Source organism: Sinomonas sp. G460-2, assembly GCF_047759905.1.
Taxonomy (GTDB): domain Bacteria; phylum Actinomycetota; class Actinomycetes; order Actinomycetales; family Micrococcaceae; genus Sinomonas.
In genome coordinates this window covers 1-19,908 of record NZ_JBKZWT010000046.1, presented here as the reverse complement: position 1 = coordinate 19,908, position 19,908 = coordinate 1, and the positions used below count along the sequence as shown (strand labels likewise).

The 19,908-nt window shown below is 66.8% G+C and carries 21 protein-coding genes and 1 pseudogene; 13 read left to right on the top strand and 9 right to left on the bottom strand.

Features of this window, described 5'->3' with window-relative positions:
* From ACLN58_RS07165 to ACLN58_RS07155, 3 genes are all read left to right on the top strand, one after another.
* A partial coding sequence (locus ACLN58_RS07165) for a carbohydrate ABC transporter permease (RefSeq protein ID WP_415854576.1) occupies nucleotides 1-901 on the top strand: 901 nt, incomplete at its 5' end.
* Nucleotides 898-1,788 carry a carbohydrate ABC transporter permease gene (locus ACLN58_RS07160; RefSeq protein ID WP_415854575.1) on the top strand — a complete coding sequence of 297 codons (891 nt, stop codon included), beginning with the start codon at nucleotides 898-900 and terminating at the stop codon, nucleotides 1,786-1,788. The genes ACLN58_RS07165 and ACLN58_RS07160, both read left to right, overlap by 4 nt.
* A 23-nt stretch (nucleotides 1,789-1,811) precedes the next feature.
* Complete coding sequence (locus ACLN58_RS07155) at nucleotides 1,812-2,168, top strand: hypothetical protein (RefSeq protein ID WP_415854574.1); 357 nt, start codon at nucleotides 1,812-1,814, stop codon at nucleotides 2,166-2,168.
* A gap of 122 nt (nucleotides 2,169-2,290) precedes the next feature.
* Here ACLN58_RS07155 and ACLN58_RS07150 read toward each other — a convergent pair.
* Nucleotides 2,291-2,645: pseudogene (locus ACLN58_RS07150) on the bottom strand (pyridine nucleotide-disulfide oxidoreductase); the annotation flags it as partial.
* Here ACLN58_RS07150 and ACLN58_RS07145 point away from each other — a divergent pair.
* On the top strand, nucleotides 2,622-3,146 hold the full coding sequence (locus ACLN58_RS07145) for a TetR/AcrR family transcriptional regulator (RefSeq protein ID WP_415854577.1): 525 nt from the start codon (nucleotides 2,622-2,624) through the stop codon (nucleotides 3,144-3,146). The pseudogene ACLN58_RS07150 and the gene ACLN58_RS07145 sit on opposite strands and share 24 nt — an antisense overlap.
* A 32-nt stretch (nucleotides 3,147-3,178) precedes the next feature.
* On the opposite strand, the gene ACLN58_RS07140 is transcribed toward ACLN58_RS07145, so the two are convergent.
* Both ACLN58_RS07140 and ACLN58_RS07135 read right to left on the bottom strand, forming a co-directional pair.
* Complete coding sequence (locus ACLN58_RS07140; RefSeq protein WP_415854573.1) at nucleotides 3,179-3,781, bottom strand: hypothetical protein; 603 nt, start codon at nucleotides 3,779-3,781, stop codon at nucleotides 3,179-3,181.
* Nucleotides 3,782-4,111: 330 nt separating this feature from the next.
* Entirely contained in the window at nucleotides 4,112-4,648 is a 537-nt protein-coding gene (locus tag ACLN58_RS07135) for a hypothetical protein (RefSeq protein ID WP_415854572.1), read from the bottom strand.
* A gap of 251 nt (nucleotides 4,649-4,899) precedes the next feature.
* Here ACLN58_RS07135 and ACLN58_RS07130 point away from each other — a divergent pair, with 251 nt between their 5' ends.
* The gene (locus ACLN58_RS07130; protein WP_415854571.1) at nucleotides 4,900-5,232 is read left to right on the top strand and encodes a TfoX/Sxy family protein; all 333 of its coding nucleotides are present in this window, start codon (nucleotides 4,900-4,902) and stop codon (nucleotides 5,230-5,232) included.
* A gap of 116 nt (nucleotides 5,233-5,348) precedes the next feature.
* Entirely contained in the window at nucleotides 5,349-6,122 is a 774-nt protein-coding gene (locus ACLN58_RS07125; protein ID WP_415854570.1) for a methyltransferase domain-containing protein, read from the top strand.
* An 86-nt stretch (nucleotides 6,123-6,208) separates the two neighbouring features.
* Here ACLN58_RS07125 and ACLN58_RS07120 read toward each other — a convergent pair whose 3' ends face one another.
* The 6 genes from ACLN58_RS07120 to ACLN58_RS07095 form a co-directional block, all read right to left on the bottom strand.
* Nucleotides 6,209-7,036 (bottom strand): TIM barrel protein, encoded by an 828-nt coding sequence (locus tag ACLN58_RS07120; RefSeq protein ID WP_415854569.1) that lies wholly within the window; start codon nucleotides 7,034-7,036, stop codon nucleotides 6,209-6,211.
* On the bottom strand, nucleotides 7,033-8,061 hold the full coding sequence (locus tag ACLN58_RS07115) for a hydroxyacid dehydrogenase (protein ID WP_415854568.1): 1,029 nt from the start codon (nucleotides 8,059-8,061) through the stop codon (nucleotides 7,033-7,035). Before ACLN58_RS07115 ends, ACLN58_RS07120 begins: the two co-directional genes overlap by 4 nt.
* Nucleotides 8,062-8,064: 3 nt before the next feature.
* The gene (locus tag ACLN58_RS07110; protein ID WP_415854567.1) at nucleotides 8,065-8,976 is read right to left on the bottom strand and encodes a carbohydrate ABC transporter permease; all 912 of its coding nucleotides are present in this window, start codon (nucleotides 8,974-8,976) and stop codon (nucleotides 8,065-8,067) included.
* Nucleotides 8,973-9,755, bottom strand: coding sequence for a carbohydrate ABC transporter permease (locus ACLN58_RS07105; protein WP_415854566.1), 783 nt, complete (start codon nucleotides 9,753-9,755; stop codon nucleotides 8,973-8,975). The genes ACLN58_RS07110 and ACLN58_RS07105 overlap by 4 nt, the downstream gene beginning before the upstream one ends.
* On the bottom strand, nucleotides 9,730-11,013 hold the full coding sequence (locus tag ACLN58_RS07100) for an extracellular solute-binding protein (RefSeq protein ID WP_415854565.1): 1,284 nt from the start codon (nucleotides 11,011-11,013) through the stop codon (nucleotides 9,730-9,732). The genes ACLN58_RS07105 and ACLN58_RS07100 overlap by 26 nt, the downstream gene beginning before the upstream one ends.
* A gap of 82 nt (nucleotides 11,014-11,095) precedes the next feature.
* On the bottom strand, nucleotides 11,096-12,175 hold the full coding sequence (locus ACLN58_RS07095) for a LacI family DNA-binding transcriptional regulator (protein ID WP_415854564.1): 1,080 nt from the start codon (nucleotides 12,173-12,175) through the stop codon (nucleotides 11,096-11,098).
* 89 nt (nucleotides 12,176-12,264) lie between these two features.
* Here ACLN58_RS07095 and ACLN58_RS07090 point away from each other — a divergent pair, with 89 nt between their 5' ends.
* The 7 genes from ACLN58_RS07090 to ACLN58_RS07060 all read left to right on the top strand — a co-directional run bounded on the left by ACLN58_RS07090 (nucleotide 12,265) and on the right by ACLN58_RS07060 (nucleotide 19,757).
* Nucleotides 12,265-12,894 carry a hypothetical protein gene (locus ACLN58_RS07090; protein WP_415854563.1) on the top strand — a complete coding sequence of 210 codons (630 nt, stop codon included), beginning with the start codon at nucleotides 12,265-12,267 and terminating at the stop codon, nucleotides 12,892-12,894.
* A gap of 52 nt (nucleotides 12,895-12,946) precedes the next feature.
* Nucleotides 12,947-13,927 (top strand): ABC transporter ATP-binding protein, encoded by a 981-nt coding sequence (locus ACLN58_RS07085; RefSeq protein WP_415854562.1) that lies wholly within the window; start codon nucleotides 12,947-12,949, stop codon nucleotides 13,925-13,927.
* A gap of 1 nt (nucleotide 13,928) precedes the next feature.
* Nucleotides 13,929-15,545 carry an ABC transporter permease gene (locus ACLN58_RS07080; RefSeq protein WP_415854561.1) on the top strand — a complete coding sequence of 539 codons (1,617 nt, stop codon included), beginning with the start codon at nucleotides 13,929-13,931 and terminating at the stop codon, nucleotides 15,543-15,545.
* Complete coding sequence (locus ACLN58_RS07075; protein ID WP_415854560.1) at nucleotides 15,542-16,012, top strand: GbsR/MarR family transcriptional regulator; 471 nt, start codon at nucleotides 15,542-15,544, stop codon at nucleotides 16,010-16,012. Before ACLN58_RS07080 ends, ACLN58_RS07075 begins: the two co-directional genes overlap by 4 nt.
* A gap of 254 nt (nucleotides 16,013-16,266) precedes the next feature.
* Nucleotides 16,267-18,327 carry a phosphocholine-specific phospholipase C gene (locus ACLN58_RS07070; protein WP_415854559.1) on the top strand — a complete coding sequence of 687 codons (2,061 nt, stop codon included), beginning with the start codon at nucleotides 16,267-16,269 and terminating at the stop codon, nucleotides 18,325-18,327.
* Between the two features lie 223 nt (nucleotides 18,328-18,550).
* Entirely contained in the window at nucleotides 18,551-19,201 is a 651-nt protein-coding gene (locus tag ACLN58_RS07065) for an SDR family oxidoreductase (RefSeq protein WP_415854558.1), read from the top strand.
* Nucleotide 19,202: 1 nt separating this feature from the next.
* Nucleotides 19,203-19,757, top strand: a complete 555-nt coding sequence (locus ACLN58_RS07060) for a dihydrofolate reductase family protein (RefSeq protein ID WP_415854557.1) — start codon at nucleotides 19,203-19,205, stop codon at nucleotides 19,755-19,757.
* The last annotated feature ends 151 nt before the right edge of the window (nucleotides 19,758-19,908 follow it).

The following is a 19,908-nucleotide window of genomic DNA, read 5'->3' as shown; positions in this document are numbered from 1 at the left end:
AGTTCAAGTCCGAAAGGCCGATCCCATGCAAATCCGTGGCCGATCCGCGATGGTCCTCATCGCGCCGGCAGCCCTCATCTTTGCCGTGTTCGTGATCTACCCGCTGATCCGCGGCGTGCAGCTGAGTTTCACCGACGCGATCGGGCCGAGCGGAGGTCACTTCGTCGGCCCGAAGAACTACCTGCTGGCAATTTCCGACCCGACGGTAGTGCACGCACTCGCCAACACCATCGTCTACACCGTCGTCGTGGTCGTCGCGCAGAACGCGTTGGCGCTGTTCGTCGCATTCTGGCTCTTCAAACTGGAGCGCGTGCGGAACGTAGTGCGCGCCGGACTTCTCCTGCCGGCCATGATGGCCTTCGTCGCGGTCGGCTACCTGTGGTCCTACATCTACTCGCCGCTTGGCGGTCCGCTGAACGACGTCATGGACGCGCTCGGCCTCCACTCGCTCGAACCGGTCTGGCTCGGCGACCCGCACACGGCTCTCATGTCGATCGCCGCAATCTACATCTGGATGTTCCTCGGGTACACCGCGACGATCTACCTCGCCAACTACATGGCGATCGATCCCGCACTGATCGAAGCGGCCAACCTCGACGGCGCGACCGGCTGGCGGCGGTTCTGGAGCATCGACTGGCGCCTCCTTGCGCCGTCGTTCACCATCAACATCACGCTCAGCGTCATCGGGTCGCTGCGCGTGTTCGACCTGCCGTTCATCATGACGCAGGGCGCCCCCGAAGACGCCACGCAGACCCTGAGCCTGGTCATCTACAACAACAGCTTCGCGAACTACCAGTTCGCTTACGGCACGACGCTCGCGGTCGGGTTGCTGCTCCTCACGATCATCGTGGGGGTCACGCAGGCGACCCTGCTGCGCCGACGGGAGGCCGATCTCACATGACCGCACTCATCAGCCGAACCGACACCGTGAGGCAGGACGCGAGGCCCCACATCCGAACCCGGCGACTCCGCACGCGGGTCTCCAGAGTCGTCGCCTCCGTCATCCTGCTTGCGTTCACCGCCGTCGTCCTCACCCCCATCTGGGTTCTCGTCGTCGTGTCGCTCCACCACGGGTCCGCAGCACCAGAGAATCCGTTCGCGCTCCCGGCGCCGCCTGACTTCCAGAACTACGTGACGGCATTCCAGGACATGCACTACCTGCGCAGCGTCGGCAACACACTGATCATCACGCTAGCCACGGCTGTCCTCACGGTGCTGGCGGCATCGCTCGCCGCATGGGCGATCGTCCGGCACACCCGGCGTTGGACCCGAACGGTCTACCAGATCTTTGTCTCGGGCCTCACCATTCCGATCTTCGTGGTGCTCACTCCGCTGTACGACGTCATGCAGAAACTGCATCTGCTCGACAGCTTCGTCGGGATCGTCCTCGCCTACACAGCCACCCTCATGCCGTTCGCCGTGTTCTTCTTCGCCGGCTTCCTCCGCACCGTGCCTCCGGAGCTGGAAGAGGCGGCCGCTGTCGACGGCGCCGGCCTCCTGCGCACGTACTGGCGTATCGTATTCCCGCTGCTGCGACCGGCGACGGCGACCCTCGCGATCTTTGTCATCCTCCAGGTCTGGAACGACCTCATCCTCCCCCTCGTGCTCCTCTCCTCGGACTCGAAGCAGACCGTGACGCTCGCCGTCTACGCGACAATCGGTACGCACACCATGAGCCCAGAACAGCTGCTCCCAACCCTTGTCCTCGGCGTGCTACCGCTCTTCATCGTCTTCCTCACACTTCAGCGGTACGTCGTCGCCGGCATCGCGGCAGGCGCGGGGAAGTGAACCACCCAGCGAAGGCAAGGCCGGTGAACGCCGACCGTGCGGGAACCTTCGGCTGCCAAGGCATCGACAACTGCTCCGAAGCCACAAGAGGCCTCCGGGGCGGAATCGGGCCCGAACGCACCACCGAACCGATCCACATGATGATCGCCAATGAGGCCTCCGCCGTATACGAGATCCAGACGATCGCGCTGCTCATGGAAAGCATCGCGAAGACCAACGCGCCCCGCGATAGCAGCAGGGTGCCGCACCGCCCGGCAGGCCGCCCGGCGCCATTCCCCAAGGCTTGGATCCCCTTGAGGTCCCGCACCAAGGTGAAGATCTCGAATCGGGATCTCGAGCCCGAACCTGCCAAGGCCACGGATCCGGCATGCAGGGAGTAGTTCGAGGGACTGGCGTTCGGGCTAGCTGTTTCCGTCACAGCTCCGCGCTCGAAGGCCCCGAGCGGCGAACGCTCGGGGCCCCCTTCCCTGCTGTTGGACGGCTGCAGGACCGCTCTCGGTCGTCAGGCGCTGCGTCCGTAGTTCTCGAGGAGCCGCAGCCAGATCTCGCTGATGGTCGGGTACGCGGGAACGGCGTGCCAGAGCCGGTCGATCGTGACCTCCCCGACGATCGCGATCGCGGCGGAGTGCAGTAGCTCAGCGACGTCCTGCCCGATGAAGGTCGCGCCGACGATCACGCCGCGGTCCTCGTCGACGACGAGCTTTGCGCGACCGGTACCCGTCCGCGTGCAGCTTGGCCCCGGCGACCCAGCCCAAGTCGTATTCGACAGCGCGGATGGTGAGCCCGCGCTCGCGGGCGCGGGACTCCGTGAGGCCGACGCTGGCGACCTCCGGATCGGAGAACACGACGCGCGGTACTACGCCCAGGGCATCCGCGCTACGAGCGCCGACCGAATCATCGAACAGGTCGGCATCACCAAAGTCACCTTCTACCGGCATTTCCGCAGCAAGAGCGACCTCGTAGTCGCCTACTTGGAAAAGCAGGCCGCCGCGGAGCGCGACTGGATGAAGAACGCGCGCAGCAACGGCGATCCCATTGAATCGCTACGCGCCCTCGCGACGGGGATCGGGTCTGCGAGCTGCAGCCCCGGATTCCGCGGATGCCCGTTCATCAACGCAGCGGCTGAGTTCTCCGACCCCGACGACCCCGTCCGCGCCACGGTCGACACGCACCGCAGCTGGACCCTCGACCAATTCGCAGCCGTCGCTGCGGAGGCCGAGGTGTCCGATGTCGAGTCCACGGCCAAGCAGCTCATGATTCTGCGAGACGGCGCGATGGTGAATGGCTACCTCGGGCAGCCGGAGACCGTCGCCGATTCTCTGGGCGCGGCCTTCACATCGATCGTCGCGAATGGGTAAGCCAACCCGAGTCCCCAATGACGCCGCACCGTCTACCGAGGCCCTTTCGCCTCCTGGAACAGCCGGCGCAGCGTGAAGAAACACCCCAGGGCCCCGAACAGGAGAGCCATGAGGAAGTCTTTGGAGATCACGCTGTAAAAATTCGAATTGTGCATCGTGTTGTAGGCCATGAGCCGCCACGGATCGGCCTTGAAAACCCACATGGCCGGGTTTCCACCCAGAATCCGGGCGGCATCGAGCCAGACCCCGCCCACGAACCCGAGCAGGATAGTCGCCGCGCAGACGACGGCGACGACGGCCGCCCCCGCAGTCGTGATCCGGCCAGCGCCGAGAACATACAGTTTCGCGGCCAGGACGGCCGCGATAAACGCCGTCAAGGAGCTCATCCAGCCGACGCTCCACAGCGCCATCCAGAGCACGACCCCGGCGGGAACCGCCAGAAGCGCGAGCACCGCCCCGCGCCCGGGACTTGCCAGGCTGAGGTCGAGCCCCGGTTTCGGTCGGTGCGGATCGGCAAGTTCCGGATACCCATCGGGCATCCTCTGGCCTAAATGGAGCATCGCACCGTACTCGGCGGGTGGCCATTCCCGCCTCGGATTCGCCGGATCGCTGGGTTCGCCTGATTCATTGCGCACGGAAGTTCCCCCTTCTCGGATTGACGCCGCTTCGCCGCACCGAGCCGAGCCGCAAGCATTCCGCAGAAAACGGGCACCAGGCCGAGCGGAATGACAGAGACGTCCCGAAAATGGGAACAGAAAACCGCGAGAGTAGACCTCACGTAGATCCCCCAACAGGTGCGAGCGACGGCGTCAGAAGCCCCGAAATCCCGCCTGACGCCAGCGACAGAGTCACTGTAAGGCCCGCCCCAGTTCGCGGACAAGACCCACATTATTTACGTCACCACGAAATTGCCCGTCATCATCATGTCCTCGTGCTCAGAATGTGGCAGCGGAAAACGTATGTGCCTAAGCAGTCGCGGCCGCGACTGCGGCAAGCTGGCCGTCCCGGGCCCGGTGCCACAGGGCCGACGAACTGTCTCGGAACGTCAGTTCGGCGCAGTAGTCGGAGTTCTTGAAGATCGGCTCGAGCTGGTCCTGCGCTGCCGGCACGGGGATCGCCTCCGGCTCGCAGAAGTAGATGCCGGGCGGGAGGATGGTCATCCTCAGGTCTAGCCTCGGGATCGGCACCTTGTTGTTCCGCGAACGGGACAGTGGCCGCTGGATGTCGAGGTCGTAGATCGGATCGCCGGACGAGTTCGCCACCGCCACTCCCCAGCGGTCCACGCCGTCCCGGTGCAGGATCGCCGGCCAGATGCTGATCTGATGCGCTTGCGCCCTCGCCCGTTCCTGACGCCGCACGTCATCCCGCATCCGCTCAACGCTCAGCTGCTCCTCCGCGGCCTCGGCCGTCTTCTTGGCGTGCGCCGCGGATTTAGCGACGTAGATGAGTGCGAGCGTCGTCGCGAGGCTCCCCAGCACTTGAAAGATGTCAACCCAATTCACGTGTTCCCCCTGGCGTTCGATCACTAGGCCGTGAGCAGCATGCCCGGCCGCGCATTCCGGGGACAAGTCAATGACACGCCCGCCGCGTCTCCGTGGCGAACCCGCAGGTCTAGGTGCCGATCAAGCCCAAGCTCAGTGGCGCCGGCGTCCGCTCCCTACGGACGCCGCCCCTGTGAACGGAACGCCCCTAGCCCCCGCGCTCAGGGCGGCCGACGATTGCGGCGGCGGGCGGGCGCTGGGACGATGAACGCGTGGCCTACGACACTGAGCTTGCCGACCGCATCCGCGACGTCCTCGTGGGGAAGGCCGACTTCACGGAGAAGAAGATGTTCGGCGGTCTCGCGTTCCTGATCGGCGGGAACATGGCCGTGAGCGCGAGCGGCCAGGGCGGCATGCTCCTCCGGGCCGATCCGTCGGCGAGCGACGATCTCTGCTCTAACCCCGGGGTCGAACGCGCCGTCATGCAGGGGCGCGCCATGGACGGCTGGCTCCGCATCGCGGACACTGCGATCGCCTCCGACGACGAGCTCGAGCGCTGGGTTCAGGTCGGCGTTCTCTACGCGAGCTCGCTCCCGCCGAAGTAGCGGCGAGCGCCGCATTGGCGCCCTCGACTGTGCGGCCGCGTGACTTCATGGCCTCCCGGTGGTCGAATATGTGCGGGGAGGGACCTTGGCGGACTGAGGATGCTCAAGGAGGATCCATGGACTCCACCCCAGATCAGCTCGACACCGTTGACCTCGAGGCTCGGGTCAAGTCGATCTACGAGTTGGTTGCCAATTTTCCGCAGCAGGATTTCCATTTCGAGACCGGCAGAAACCTCGCCGAGCGTCTGGGCTACCCGTCGGGCGATCTGGACCGCGTGCCGACCGAGGCCGTCGAGTCGTTCGCGGGCGTCGGCTACTTCCATGACCTCGCCGCTCTCCAACCGGGCGAGCGAGTGCTCGACCTGGGCAGCGGCTCGGGCATGGACACGTTCCTCGCCTCGGTCGCGGTCGGCCGTGAAGGGTCCGTGATCGGCGTCGACATCACCGCCGCCCAGATCGCGAAGGCGCGGCGCCTCGCGGAAGGCTTTGCCAACGTCGAGTTCCGCGAGGGCCACTTGGAGGAACGCGCCGTGGACGACGGCGCGATCGACTGCGTCATCTCGAACGGCGTCATCAATCTGGTACCGGACAAGGCCCGCGCGTTTGCCGCGGCCGCCCGGGCGGTCCGCCCCGGCGGCCGTCTCGCCATCGCGGACATCGTCGCCGACACGGAGATGCCCACCTCGATCACGTGCGACGCCTCCCTGTGGGCCGCGTGCATCGGCGGGGCAATGCAGCGAGACCAGTTCCTGGCCATCATCGAGGGAGCGGGCTTCCGCATCGAGGCGGTGCGCCCGAACGAGGCGTACCAGTTCCTCTCCCGGCAGGCCCAGAAGGCGACGTCCAAGTACGGCGTTTCAAGCGTCAGCATTCTGGCCCGCCGCGGGTAGGGGCAGGGGCCATCTCCCCCGGAATGGTCCCGCCCAAACGCGGCTTAGGACGGGACATATCCCGGCGAACTCTCCGTCCCCGGGCCCTATTCGACCGCGCCGAGCTCCGCCACCCACGTGTGGAGCTCGTCGGCGTCTTCTTGGAAGGCCTCAACCGATGCGTTCCGAACAAATTCAAGCTGGAGCTCGTGACGCCCGCCGTTCCCTGCGGTCTCGGCAAGTTCGCGAAACTGTTCGAGCCATCCGATCCACTGCTCGCGATGCTGCGCGAGCGGCAGGCTCGTGCCGTCTGCCTCCCACGAGAACACGTGGAACGCGCTGATCCGATCCGCCAGCATCGCGACCTCGGCCCGCGCCGAATCCGCCGAGATCCCGGGGCGCGGTTGCCAATATGTCATGACGCGGGGCTGGGCCACCGTGCGGAGTGCGTCAATCTCTTCGAGCAGGCCATGGGCCGATTCGGCGGTATCCGTGAGCGTATTCCGATGGAACTCGAGATGGATGCTGATCCCCTCGGCCGCGGCACGATCCGCTGCGGAGGCGATCCTATGCGCCACAGCTCTCCGCTCCGCGCCGCTCGTCTCGCGGGACCCTGTTTGCCCGGCCCAGACCCGGATCCTCGACGCCCCGAGCAGAATCGCAGCCCACAGCACTGGCCCGAAACTGGCTGTACCGGCCCGCCAGTACGACCCGTACGCCTCCACCTCCAGCCCCGCGCCCCCGGTTAGACGCTTCGCCTCCAGGGCACTCGCATCGTCTCCGGGCGGCACGTGTGCTTCCCCAGCCCAGGTGATCGACGCCAGTCGGGCCATGCGGGCGAGCATTGCGATGCGCTCGATGTCCAACGCCCGGAACGTCACCGAAACAAGGCCTGGCGAGAAGGCCAACGACCTCGTCGTGCCCACCCCCGTCATGCCATCACCGCAAGAGTCTCGCGGCTAATCGCGTAGGCGGGCGCCATGCCGGCGGCAAGTCGCTCCACCTCGGCGACCGCGAGATCACCCATGCGGGCTAGCTCGTTGCCCATCGACCCAGCGATATGCGGGGTGAGGACGACATTGTCGAGCTCGTACAGCACGTCGCTGTCCGCGAGCGGCTCCGGATCCGTGACGTCCAGGATGGCGCGGAGGCGGCCCGAGCGCAGCTCTGCTCGAAGCGCGCGATGGTCCACGAGGACGCCCCGCGCGGTATTGATGAAAGTCGCCCCGTCGCGCATCAGTGAAAGCTCGGTCGCGCCGATCATCCCCACTGTCGTAGGCAGGATGGGGGCGTGGAGCGAGACGATTCGGCTTTCGGAGAGCAGTTCCTCGAGCGGCACAAGCTCAGCGCCGAGGGCCACGGCGTCCGACGGGCGCAGGGTCGGATCGGCAAGAAGCACCCGGAAATCGAACGCCTTCAATCGTTCAAGCACAAGCCGCCCTACCCGCGAAGCGCCGATAACGCCCACCGTCGTGCCGTAGTTCCCGTTGGTCGCACCGGACCCGGGTCTCCTGTACCGAGAACGGCCAAGCCGAAGCTGAGCGCGCTCCTCGAACGCATCCTTCCCCGAAAGGAGGATCGCCGCGAGCGTGTATTCGGCCACGGGAACCGCGTTCGCCTGGGCTGCCGTCGTCACGATGACGCCGCGATCCCAGGCCGCCTCCCCCACGTGGCCTTTGACGCTCCCCGCTGCGTGCGCGATGAGCCGCAGCCCCTTCGCCACATCGAGCACCTCACCTCCAAGGTAGGGACACCCCCACCCGGTGATGAGCGCCGTCGTCCGCCCGAGGACCATCCGAGCGGCCTGCGAATCAAATTCGGTGAGAACGTCATCGCTTACGACGTCGGCGATCGCCTCGAGCCTTTCCCTCGCCGCCGGGTCGAAAAGGCGATCACGAAGGGCTGCGGAGCGCATGGAGAATGCCACCCGCGGGCGCGCGGGTGCAACGATTGTTCGCATTTTCTACCCCTTGAGCCCTGTATTAGCCATGCCCTGGACAAACTGCCGCTGGGCCACGACGAAAAGCACGATCATCGGAAGCGCAGCGAGCGCCGTCCCGGCCATGAGATAGGGCCACTGGATGCTCGCGGGGTTCTGTGAGAACACCGCAAGACCAAGCTGGAGCGGCCTCAATTCATCCGAGCTGGTGATCATGAGCGGCCACAAGAAGGCATTCCAGGCCGCTTCGACTTGGAAGACGATCATCGTGATCAGCGCGGGCTTGATGAGGGGCGTCATGATCCGGAAGAAGATTCCGAATTCGCCGACCCCATCAACGCGCGCGGCGTCGGCAAGTTCGGCCGGAAGCGACACATAGAACTGCCGCGCAAGGAACGTATACATGGGACCTGCGGCAAGGGGGATGATGAGACCCCACCACGAATCAAGCCACCCCGTTCCGCCCGCGCCGAACAGATCGTTGCCACCGAAGAGCGGGACGCTTTTCACGATGAGGAACAAGGGAACAAGAATGATCTGGAACGGCACCATGAGCAGCACGATGAAGTAGTTCAAGAGCGTCCGGCTCCCTCGAAGGGGCAGCTTGGCCAGCGCGTAGCCGGCCATCGTGGACAGGGCAACGGTGACGACTGTCTCGCCGACCGCGATGAACAGGCTGTTCCTCATGTATTGCAGGAACGGCGCGACGTTCATGGCCTCGACGAAGTTCTCCCAATGAAATTCCTTGGGGAGCCAGCTGAACGTGCTGACCTCGGCATTCGTCTTGAGCGCGGTCATGAGCATCCAAACAAACGGTGCGATCATCACGATTGCCCCAGCTGTGAGCGCGAGGTAGAGGAATATGCGCCCCAGAGGGACACGCCGCGCGTTCCCCGATCGGCTCGCCGAAATGCGTGCGGTGTGGAGGTCCGTCATTTCTTTCCAGCCCCCTGAAGTTTGGCACCGAGCGCAATGAATGCACTGATGAGCAGGATCATGATTACCGTTTCTGCGGACGCGTAGCCGAGGCGGAGGCCTTGGAACGCATGCTGATAGATATCGAACACGAGGACGTTCGTTGCTCCGCCCGGGCCGCCCTGCGTCATGACGTAGACGAGGTCATACACCTGGAAAGTGCCGACGATCGACGTGATGAGGACGAAGAACTGGGCTGGTGCAATGGATGGCCACGTCACGTGACGGAAAACCTGCCACCGGTTGGCGCCGTCGAGGGTGGCCGCCTCGACGAGTTCGGTGGAGACCCCCTGAAGCGCCGCCAAATAGATGATCATCTTTGCCCCGAGTCCCTGCCAGATTCCGACCGTAATGATCGAGGGCAAGGCCATATCGGGGCTCGTGAGCCACTGCGACCGACCGAATCCAAACAGGCTCAGAAATCCGTTCGCGAGCCCCGATCCCGGGTTGTAGATCCACAGCCAGACCGTGGCCACGGCCACCGTCGCCGTGACAGTTGGAATGTAGAAGGCTGTGCGAAAGATCGCGAGTCCGCGGACCTTCTGGTTGAGCCCAAGCGCAACCGTGAGCGCGAGTGCCATCGCTATGGGAACGACCACCACGGCATAGACCACGGTGTTGGTGAACGCCTTGAGGAAGGCCGCGTCGTGGAATAGCTCGACGTAATTGTCGACTCCGATCCATTCCCAATCGCCGCTGTCGTCATGACGCGGGTCATTTCGACTGCGCCGCCAAGGCATCCAGGACTTCCTTTGCCGGCCGCTTGCCAAGAATGGCCTCGTCGAGGGCGGTGTTGAAGGAATTGCGGACTTCGAGCCAGTTCTTCGCGCCGCCCTCGTAGACAGCATGAGAGAGGTTCGCTGTGACGAACTTGCTCAGCGGATTCGCCTGAACGGCAGTGCTGTTGGCGGCCGCTTTAGAAGCAGGAATCTTGTTGTTGAGTGCGGCCTGGGCTTGGCCCGCTTCCGGCGTGGTGAGCGCCTTGATGAAGTCCCATGCGGCTTTCGAGTACTTGGTCTTGCTGCCAATTGAGGCAATGTCGCCGCCAACGAATTCCGCCGGCGAGCCGTTGTCGAGCAGGAAGTACTCCATGTCGTCGCAGTTCTTCTGGCCCACCCCCTTGTCGCTGCAGTCCACCGAGGCCGTGGTGAAGCCCATCGCGGCTTCGCCCGTGTAGACCAGCGGTTGGCCGGCAGCGTTCTGCTTCCCGAAGTCCTCGACGTTGTTGACCATGCTCTTCATCCAGTTGATCGTCTGGACGCCTTGATCATCGGCGAAGCTCGGCTTGCCGTCGGACGTGTAGAGCGGAGTGCCCGTCGAGGCGAGGAACCATGTGAAGGCCTGGCGATAGGCACCGGGCTTTGCGTAGAAATCGAAGCCCGGGCGCGTGATCGCGCCACCGGCGTCCCGTTTCGTCAGCTTCTCCGCATCCGCCTTGAGTTCGGCCATACTCTGCGGGGGCTTGGACGGATCAAGGCCAGCCTCAACAAACGCGCTCTTGCGAAGCGCCACGACGCGGGCATCGGCGACGAGAGGGTAGCCGTACACCTTGTCCTCGTAGGTGACCGCCGGGACGAGGGCGTCGACGGTGCCGTCGCTGACGGTCTGCTTCGTCACTCCAACCGTTCCGAGGTCCTTGAAGACGCCCTTGGCCGCGAACGGCTGTATCCAGCCAACACCGGTCACGAGGACGTCATAGCCCGAGCCACTCGCGATCGACGTCGAGATCTTCTCGTTCATGTTGTTGTACGTCACGAAGTCTGGCTCGATGCTCATCTTCGGCCAGGTCTTGTGGAATTCGTCGATGACCTTCTGGAACGCGTCCTTGCCAGCGTTCGACACCGGGTACGTGGGAATCATGACCCGGAGGGTCCCGGAAGCGGTCGCTGGGTCGAGGTTGTCGCTTGATGCCTTGCTTGCGCCTTGGGAACCGCAGGCGCCGAGGGTCAGAACGATGCCCGCCGCGAGTGCGGCAGTTGTGAACTTCTGTTTGCGCATGTGCGTCTCCTTCGACCGTGATGCACGCCACTGGGATAGCGGTTTCCATCACCATAGGAGACGATCCATGAGCATTCAAGCATTATTTGATTGCTCGATCATTTTCGATCACGACTCCGATCTCCACACCGCACGAGTCACGCACCGTGAGGCTCGGCAGGAATGCCTGATGAGACACGGGCTCGTCGCGTGCGCCCGTGAGCCGGCGCATGAGCTGAGCCAGGGCGGCGGCACCGAGATGCTTCTTGGGAGGGGCGACGGCCGTGAGAGGCACCGCGGCGAAGCCCGCGGTCACATCGTCGTAGGCGATCACCGCAATGTCTTGGGGCACCCGAATCCCGCGCCGCGTCGCCACGTCCACGAACATCGCAGCAAGGGTGTCGTTGTGAAGGAAATAGCCGCGCACTCCGCGAGCGAGCCCTCGCTCCAAGAACTCCTCGAGGACCTCCGAATAGTCTTCCGACGGGACCTGCTGGATACGCACGACGTCCACGGGGTCCTCGAGCCCGAGCTCCGCCTCCGCTCGCCGGCACCCGAGCTCAAGCCACTGGCAAGTGGGTGTGGTCAGCAAACCGGCTGCGAACTTCCGGTGCCCGAGACCGTGAAGATGACGGAAGGCGATCGCGGCGCCGTACGGGTGATCGGTCCGCACGTAGTCAAACTCGCGGGAAATGGCCGGGTACCCGAAGGAGCGCTCGACGAGGACGGTGGGCAGCCGGACATCCGCGAGCCAGGAGGCAACCCGCTCGGGCTCGTAGTCGCTCGCGGCGGTGGTCATGAGAAGTCCGTCGACGCCTAGGCTCTCCATCCTCGCGATCTGATCGGGCTCGAGGTCCTGAGTGCCGGACACGCCGAGAACGAGCCGCACCCCGAGTCCGCGCGCTGCCGACTCTGCGCCGAGAAGCACGTCGCTGAAATAGTGCAGTCGGCTCGGGATGATGATCCCGATCGCGCGGGGCGCGGACTCGCCCAGGCGCTCTGATCCCTTGCGAACGGCGCCCCCGTGCACGCGCGTGAGGAGTCCGGCGTCATGCAGATCGTTGAGATCGCGGCGGACCGTGATCTCTGAGACTCCGAGCTCCGCCGCGAGTTCGGTCGCCTTGACGCGGCCGTGAAGACGGACCCGCTCAAGAATCATCTGATGGCGCTGGTCGGCGAGCACCGTTCCTCCTCGCGAGAGCATGATCGATCTTGATTATTCGATCACGGCCCCCTCAGAATGATCAAGTAGCGACCACCACAGGAGGTGCCATGCCCCAAGACCCCGCTGGGACCACCACGCCGCCTCTTCCGGCACGCGTTCGGGCGTTCGGCGCCGCCACGGCAGCCGGCGAGGCACTCCTACTTCAGATCTGCTTCGTGCTGGCCTCGCTTCCCCTGGTGACAGTGCTTCCCGCCGCCGTCGCGCTGCAGCGGTCGCTGCGCGAGGTCTTCGTGGGCCACGACCGGGCCTCTGCCGTGCGTTTCGGAGGACATTTCGTCACCGCATTGCGGCAGACGTGGAAGATCGCAGTCGTTCAGCCAGCCTTCGCGCTCGCGGCGATCGTCTCCGCAGCCTTCTGGGCCTCGGCAGGCGGCGTTCTGAGCGCAGTGGCGCTGAGCCTGCTGGCCGCGGCGTGCGGCGCCGCCACCGCCGCGTATCTGGCGTTCATCGCCGCGGCCGCGATCCTCCCGCCCACAGCACGCCCGCGTCGGTGCGCCTTCGCAGCCTGGGCGCTCGCGCGCCGTCGTCCGCTCCGGTTCGCCGGCGCCGTCGTCCTCTCAGCTACGTGGGCACTGCTCCTGGCGCGCGTGCCCACTCTGCTGCTCGTGGGCTCAGGCCTTGTCCCAGCGGCGCTTGCGTGGTGGGCTGCCGCACCCTGGCTGAGGGCGTCGCGTTAAGATTTCGTTTTGAATATTCATAAGTTTGTGAAAACTGCGTACACTCACAGCCATGGACACTGTCATCCAGACTGTCGATCTTCACAAGAACTTCGGTCAGGTCAAGGCCCTCGACGGCCTCGACCTCGAGGTTCATTCCGGCGAGATCCACGGCTTCCTCGGCCCGAACGGCGCCGGGAAGTCCACAACGCTCCGCATCCTCCTGGGGCTGGCCCGCGCGTCGTCCGGCAACGCGACCGTGCTGGGACGCAACCCGTGGACGGACGCCGTCGAACTCCACCGCCGCGTCTCGAGCGTGCCCGGCGATGTGAACATCTGGCCCAACCTCACCGGCGGCGAGACCATCGACCTCCTGTCCCGCCTGCGCGGCAGCACACTCGACCGCGACTACAAGCAGCGCAAGCAGCGCCTCAGCGAGATCTTCGACTTCGATCCTTCGAAGAAGGGCCGCGCGTACTCGAAGGGCAACCGCCAGAAGGTCGCGCTCATCGCCGCCCTCGTCACGGACGCGGAGCTCTACCTCCTCGACGAGCCAACGAGCGGCCTCGACCCCCTCATGGAAGCCGTCTTCACCCGTGAGGTGCGCCGCCTGAGCCGGGAGAACGGCGCCACCGTGCTCCTCTCGAGCCACATCCTCTCCGAGGTGGAGCAGCTCGCGGACCGCGTGAGCATCATCCGCTCGGGCAAGATCGTGGACGGCGGCACGCTCGACGCGCTCCGCCACCTGACCCGCACCGAGATCTCGTTCGCGCAGGACAGCGTCGACACCCGAGCCCTCACGACCCTCTCGCAAGTCCACGACCTCACCGTCACAGACGGCAGGGTCAAGTTCGGCGCCGACTCCGACCGCGTGCACGAGGTCCTCCCCCTCCTCGGCAACCTCGGCGTCAAGGGCCTCCTCGTGGCCCCGCCGTCGCTCGAGGAACTGTTCCTCCGGCACTACGGCGACACGGTCACCCCGGTTGCCGAGGCCGCGGACGACGGCGAAGCCCACCACCGGCGCCACCGCGCGGCGGCGCGGACGGGAGCCTGAGATGATCTGGGTCCTTTACCGTCAGCGGCTCCGCCGCGACCGGTGGCAGCTCCTCAGCTGGGTCCTCTCGATCGGCGTCCTCGCGTGGTTCGCCGTCGAGGCCATCGCCAAGACGTTCGGGGACGAGGCCTCCCGGGCCCAAGTCCTCCAGCTCGCGACCGCGACCCCGGCAATCCTCGTGCTCCGCGGCCTGGCCCGCGGCCCCCAGCTGGACGCCTTCACCTTCTTCGAGATCTTCTCCTTCATCGCGCTCTTGGCCGCCCTCATGAACACGTTCATGGCGGTCCGCCACACGCGGGCCGAGGAGGAATCGGGCCGATCCGAGCTCCTCTCCGCAACGGCCGCCGGACGCTGGTCTCCGCTCGCGACGACGATCGTCCACGGCCTGGTCGCGGACGTGCTCGTCGCGGCCGCGACCGCGCTCGGGTTCATGGGCGGCGGGCTCGATCCTGCGGGCTCGGTCGTGGCCGGACTCGCGACCGGCGCCGTGGGCTTCGCGTTCCTCGGCGTCGGCCTGCTGGCCGGGGAATTCTTCAGCACGTCGCGGGGGGCGAACGGGATCTCCTCCGCGGCCGTCATGGTCGCGTACCTCCTGCGGGGTTTCGGGGACGCGACCGGGAAGGTCGAGCCGGACGGGATGACCGTGACGGCGGCCTGGCCGAGCTGGATCTCCCCCATCGGCTGGGGGCAGCAGACCTTCGCGTATACGGGCAACCGGCTGTGGCCCCTGCTTCTGCCGCTCGGGCTCGCGGTGGTGTGCATCGCCGCCGTCGTCGGTCTCATGGCGCGGCGGGACGTCGGCGCCAGCGTCCTCGCCGGGCGCGCCGGGCGACCGGACGCGGGGCCGACCCTTCGCGGGCCGTTCTCGCTCGCTCTCCGCCTGCAGCAGGGGGCCATTGTCAGCTGGTGCATCGGCGGCCTCGCCACCGGCGTCCTCACGGGCTCGCTCGGCTCGGCAATCCAGGCGTCGATCACCTCCAGCCCGCAGGTCACATCGATCCTCCGGGCCATGGTGGAGGCGCAGGGCACCTCGATGACCCAGCTCCTCGTCGCGGCACTGTTCGAGATCGCTGGGATCCTCGCGGCGGCCTGCGGGCTGCAGGCCGTCATCCGGCTACGCCAGGAAGAAGCCGCCGGCACGGCGGAGCTCGTGCTCTCGCGGCCGCTCGGGCGCATGCGCTGGCTCGGGAGCTTCCTCTCGCTCGGCGCCGCCTCGATGGTGCTCGTGATGTTCTTCACCGCCCTCGGCGCGTGGGTCTCGCTCGTCGCGTCCGGTGACACGTCGAGCGCCGTCGGCGACGTGTGGCAGACCGCGCTCGACCAGCTGCCTGCCGCGCTCATCTACCTCGCGCTGCCAGCCGCGGTGTTCGTCGTGTGGCCACGCGCCACGATCGCCGCCGGGTGGTCGCTGCTCGGCGTGGGCGTGGTGCTCGGCATCTACGGTGGAATGCTCGGCTTCGACGAGAAGATCCGCGACATCTCGCCGTTCACCCACACGCCCGTCACGACCGGGGCGGGGACTGACTGGAGCGGCGGGTTCTGGATGCTCGGCATCGCGGTGGTCCTCGCCCTCGTGGCACTCGTTGCCATACGCCGCAGAGAGGTAGGAACAGCGTGAGCGAACCGGCAGCCAACCGGATGCCCGACGGCGCAGAGACATCCGCGGCCGTGCTGACCGCCGCGGGCTTCCCCAAGATGCCGGCTCGGACGCTCATGGCGCTCGTCGTGTCCGCGGACGGATCCCTCACCGCCGCCGAGCTTGCCGAGATGCTCGGCGCGAGCCCGGCCGCGGTCTCGGGCTCCGTGCGGTACCTCCAGACGGTCGGCTTCGTGCACCGGGTCTCGCAGCCGGGGAGCCGACGCGACCGCTACGCGCTCCCGGACAACGCCTGGTACGTCGCGTCGCTCCGGCAGAACCCGGTCTACGAGCGGCTGGCCGACCTCGCGGACGCGACGGCGCTGCAGCTGCCCGACGGTTCGGCGGCGCGCGCGCGGGTCGAGGAAATGGGCCACTTCTACCGATTCCTCATGGCGCGGCTGCCCGAACTCCTGGACGAATGGGAGCACGAGCGGCTCGAGGTGTAACGGTTCGCGTGCTCCCGTCCGGTTGAACTTTCCCAACCGGTGGGAGCGCGGTGTGTCGCGGCACGGCACACATTTTCCGGCGCGAGAAACGGACCGGAGCAGAGACGACGGGCGGGTGGCCGCAAATGGGGGGCCACCCGCCGTCGTCTGTTGCCGCGCAGGTTTCAACCCAGCGCAACCCGCACGTCATCTGAAGGTGGCAGGCTCCCCGCGGGGGACTACAGGAGAACTGAAGCCCACAGGGAGGACCCTCCATGCCAAACCTGAACCGCCGCCATTTCCTTCAGCTTTCGGCTGCGACCGCGGCCTCCACGGCCATCGCGGAAATGCTCGGGGAGAGCATCGCACGCGCCGCGACCATCCCCGCCAACCGGGCGACCGGCTCCATCAAGGACGTCGAGCACGTGATCGTCTTCATGCAGGAGAACCGCGCGTTCGACCATTACTTCGGCACGCTCAAGGGCGTGCGCGGGTTCGGCGATCCGCACCCGGCCGTCCTCCCGAGCGGGAAGAACACGTTTGCACAGAACAACGGCACCCGTGACATCCTCCCCTACCACCCGACCGCACCGAACCTCGGCATGCAGTTCATGGAGGACCTCGACCACTCGTGGAAGCTCACCCACGAGGCGTTCAACGTGGGCAAGTACGACAAGTGGCTCCCTGCCAAGTCGGAGGCCACGATGGCGTTCTACGAGCGCGGCGACGTCCCGTTCCACTTCGCCCTCGCGGACGCGTTCACGATCTGCGACCAGTACCACTGCTCGCTGCTCGGCCCCACGGACCCGAACCGCTACTACATGTTCACGGGCTGGGACGGCAATGACTACAAGGCCGGCGGCCCCGACCTGTGGAACGCCGAGGTCGGCTACTCGTGGAGCTCGTACCCGGAGGAGCTTGAGAAGGCCGGCGTGAGCTGGAAGGTGTACCAGGACGTCGGCGACGGCCTCACCGCCGCGGGCTACTGGGGCTGGACCGGCGACGCGTACATCGGCAACTACGGCGACAACTCGCTCCTCTACCTCACGCAGTACCAGAACTCGAAGCCCGGCAGCCCGCTCTACGAGAAGGCGCTGACCGGCACGAACGCGAAGGCCGGCGACGACCTGTTCCGGATCTTCCGCGAGGACGTCGCGAGCGGCAAGCTCCCGCAGGTCTCCTACATCGTGGGCCCGGAGGCGTACACCGAGCACTCGAACTGGCCGCCGAACTTCGGCGCCTGGTACACGGCGAACATCCTCAACATCCTCACGTCCAACCCGGACGTCTGGAGCAAGACGGCCGTGTTCTTCATGTACGACGAGAACGACGGCTTCTTCGACCACGTCGTCCCGCCGCACCCCAACACCTCGCAGATCCCCGGCGCCTCGACCGTCTCGACCGAGGGCGAGTGGTACGACGGGCGCATGACGTTCTCCGGCATCGCCGACGTCCCGGGCCATTACGGCCTCGGCGTGCGCGTGCCGATGCTCGTGATCTCGCCGTGGAGCATGGGCGGGTGGGTCTGCTCGGAGACGTTCGACCACACGTCGATCGTGCGGTTCCTCGAATCGCGCTTCGGCGTGAAGTCGCCCAACATCTCCCCGTGGCGCCGCGCCGTGTGTGGCGACCTCACGAGCGCGTTCGACTTCTCGGCGAACGGGGGCGCCGCCCCTGCCCTGCCCGACACCTCGGCGTTCAAGCCCGCGGACCACAACCGCCACCCGAGCTACGTTCCGACGCCTCCGGCCGTCAACACGATGCCCGGCCAGGAGAAGGGCACGCGTCCGTCGCGCCCGCTGGGCTACGCGCTCGACGTCGCCGCCTCGGTGGCGGGCGGCAAGCTGTCGGCGCACTGGTCGAACGCTGGGGCGCTCGGCGCGCACGTGCAGGTCCGCTCTAACCTCCTTCCGGCGGGCCCTTACTCGTACACGATCGGCGCGGGCGCCGGCCTTGACGCGTCGTGGGCGCTCGGCGCCGAGTACGACGTGCACATGCACGGCCCCGCGGGCTGGTACCGCCGCCTTGCGGGCACGACGGCGGCCGCGGACATCCGCGTTTCGGTGACCCTCGACGGGGTGGCCGGCCACGCGCAGTTCCGGATCGAGAACGCTGGCTCGGCGGCCGCCGCACTCTCGCTCACGGACGCCTACGGCGCCGGCTCGCAGGCCCTCGCGCTCAACCCGGGTCAGGCCAAGACCGTGGTGATCCCGACGCAGGGCGGCTGGTACGACCTCAAGGTCACCGCCGCGGCCGATCCGAAGCTCGTGCGGATTCTGGCCGGGCGCCTCGACGACGGCCGGCCGCTCACGTCCGACCCGCAGCTGGGCCGCTAGTCCCCTGGGCCTCGGCCCCCCTCGCGCGCCGCGCTCCCGTCCGATTGATACTTCTCAATCGGTCGGGGGCGCGGCGCGTTGTGCGCAACACGCAGTTCCGAGCCCTAGAAGTGGACCCGAGCGCTCGCTACCGTGGCACGTGGGCCTCCTGAGGGGCCCCGCGGGCTAGGCTGGCCCCGCGGCAGGACCACACGCGGCGCGCGACACGGGAGGGAGGCGGCCCATGGCACGGATCGCCGTCATCGGAGGGCACGGAAAGATCGCACTACTGCTCGCGCCGCTGCTCGCCGCGCGCGGGGACGTGGTCACCGCGATCATCCGCAACCGGGACCACACCACGGACGTCACTGCGGCCGGCGCCCATCCGGTCGTGGCCGACATCGAACAGCTCAGCACCGAGGAGATCGCGGACCTCCTCGCGGGGCACGACGCAGTCGTCTGGACCGCCGGTGCCGGCGGCGGAAACCCAGCCAGAACGTACGCCGTGGACCGCGACGCGGCGATTCGATCGATGGACGCGGCCGCGAAGGCGGGCGTCCAGCGCTACGTCATGGTCTCCTACCTCGGCGCCCGCCCGGACCATGGTGTCCCGCCCGAGCACTCCTTCTTCCCATACGCCGAGGCGAAGGCCGCGGCGGATCAGTATCTCCAGAGCACGGACCTCGACTGGACCATCGTGGCGCCGAGCACCCTCACCCTCGAAGCGGGGAGCGGCGGGATCACGATCGTGGACCACTCGAGCCCCGGGACCGTGAGCCGCGCGGACGTGGCCGAGGTGGTGGCAGAGGTCCTCAAGCGGCCCGCGACGGCTTCCAAGTTCATTGGTTTTGTCGACGGCAGCACGCCGATCCCCGACGCACTCGCGGCGCTCTGACATGGCAAAGCTCATTTACTCCGCGATCACGTCGGTTGACGGCTACATCGCCGACCGCGACGGCCAGTTCGGCTGGGCGGAACCGGACGCCGAGGTGCACGCCTTCGTGAACGACCTCCTCCGGCCGGTCGGCACCCACCTGTACGGGCGCCGCATGTTCGAGGTCATGCGCGCGTGGGGCGATCCCGCCTTCGTCGAGGGCGAGCCGAGCGTCATGGTCGACTTCTCGGGCCTCTGGCGCGCGGCGGAGAAGATCGTCTATTCGAGCACGCTCGAGGCAGCGAACATGGAGCGAACCCGCCTCGAGCGCCGCTTCGATGCCGAGGCCGTGCGCGCTCTCAAGGAATCGTCGAGCGCCGACCTCGCGATCGGAGGCGCCAACCTGGCCGCCACGGCGTTCGCCGCGGGCCTCATCGACGAGGTCCATCTGCTCCCGGCCCCCGTCTCGGTGGGCGGCCGCACGGCGGCCATGCCGAGCTTCCGAGTCGACCTCGAGCTTCTCTCGACGCGGCAGTTCTCGAGCGGCTTCGCGCACCTTCACTACCGCGTGCGCTGACCGCGCTGCCGCCGACTGTGCGCTGACTCGGAGCTGACTTTCAGGGGCACGGAGCACGGAGGGAGCTGGGCCTCCCCCACGGAGATGGCTGCACCCCACCACGGACGACGGCGCGTTGCTCACCTCCGTGGCGGCGCGCTCCCGAAGTGCG

What these genes read in the sequence shown, in the direction of transcription:
- ACLN58_RS07160 (WP_415854575.1), top strand. Translation starts at nt 898, where the DNA reads ATGACCGCACTCATCAGCCGAACCGACACCGTGAGGCAGGACGCGAGG.
- ACLN58_RS07125 (WP_415854570.1), top strand. Translation starts at nt 5,349, where the DNA reads ATGGACTCCACCCCAGATCAGCTCGACACCGTTGACCTCGAGGCTCGG.
- ACLN58_RS07120 (WP_415854569.1), bottom strand. Translation starts at nt 7,036, where the DNA reads ATGACGGGGGTGGGCACGACGAGGTCGTTGGCCTTCTCGCCAGGCCTT.
- ACLN58_RS07115 (WP_415854568.1), bottom strand. Translation starts at nt 8,061, where the DNA reads ATGCGAACAATCGTTGCACCCGCGCGCCCGCGGGTGGCATTCTCCATG.
- ACLN58_RS07110 (WP_415854567.1), bottom strand. Translation starts at nt 8,976, where the DNA reads ATGACGGACCTCCACACCGCACGCATTTCGGCGAGCCGATCGGGGAAC.
- ACLN58_RS07105 (WP_415854566.1), bottom strand. Translation starts at nt 9,755, where the DNA reads ATGCCTTGGCGGCGCAGTCGAAATGACCCGCGTCATGACGACAGCGGC.
- ACLN58_RS07100 (WP_415854565.1), bottom strand. Translation starts at nt 11,013, where the DNA reads ATGCGCAAACAGAAGTTCACAACTGCCGCACTCGCGGCGGGCATCGTT.
- ACLN58_RS07090 (WP_415854563.1), top strand. Translation starts at nt 12,265, where the DNA reads ATGCCCCAAGACCCCGCTGGGACCACCACGCCGCCTCTTCCGGCACGC.
- ACLN58_RS07085 (WP_415854562.1), top strand. Translation starts at nt 12,947, where the DNA reads ATGGACACTGTCATCCAGACTGTCGATCTTCACAAGAACTTCGGTCAG.
- ACLN58_RS07080 (WP_415854561.1), top strand. Translation starts at nt 13,929, where the DNA reads ATGATCTGGGTCCTTTACCGTCAGCGGCTCCGCCGCGACCGGTGGCAG.
- ACLN58_RS07070 (WP_415854559.1), top strand. Translation starts at nt 16,267, where the DNA reads ATGCCAAACCTGAACCGCCGCCATTTCCTTCAGCTTTCGGCTGCGACC.
- ACLN58_RS07065 (WP_415854558.1), top strand. Translation starts at nt 18,551, where the DNA reads ATGGCACGGATCGCCGTCATCGGAGGGCACGGAAAGATCGCACTACTG.
- ACLN58_RS07060 (WP_415854557.1), top strand. Translation starts at nt 19,203, where the DNA reads ATGGCAAAGCTCATTTACTCCGCGATCACGTCGGTTGACGGCTACATC.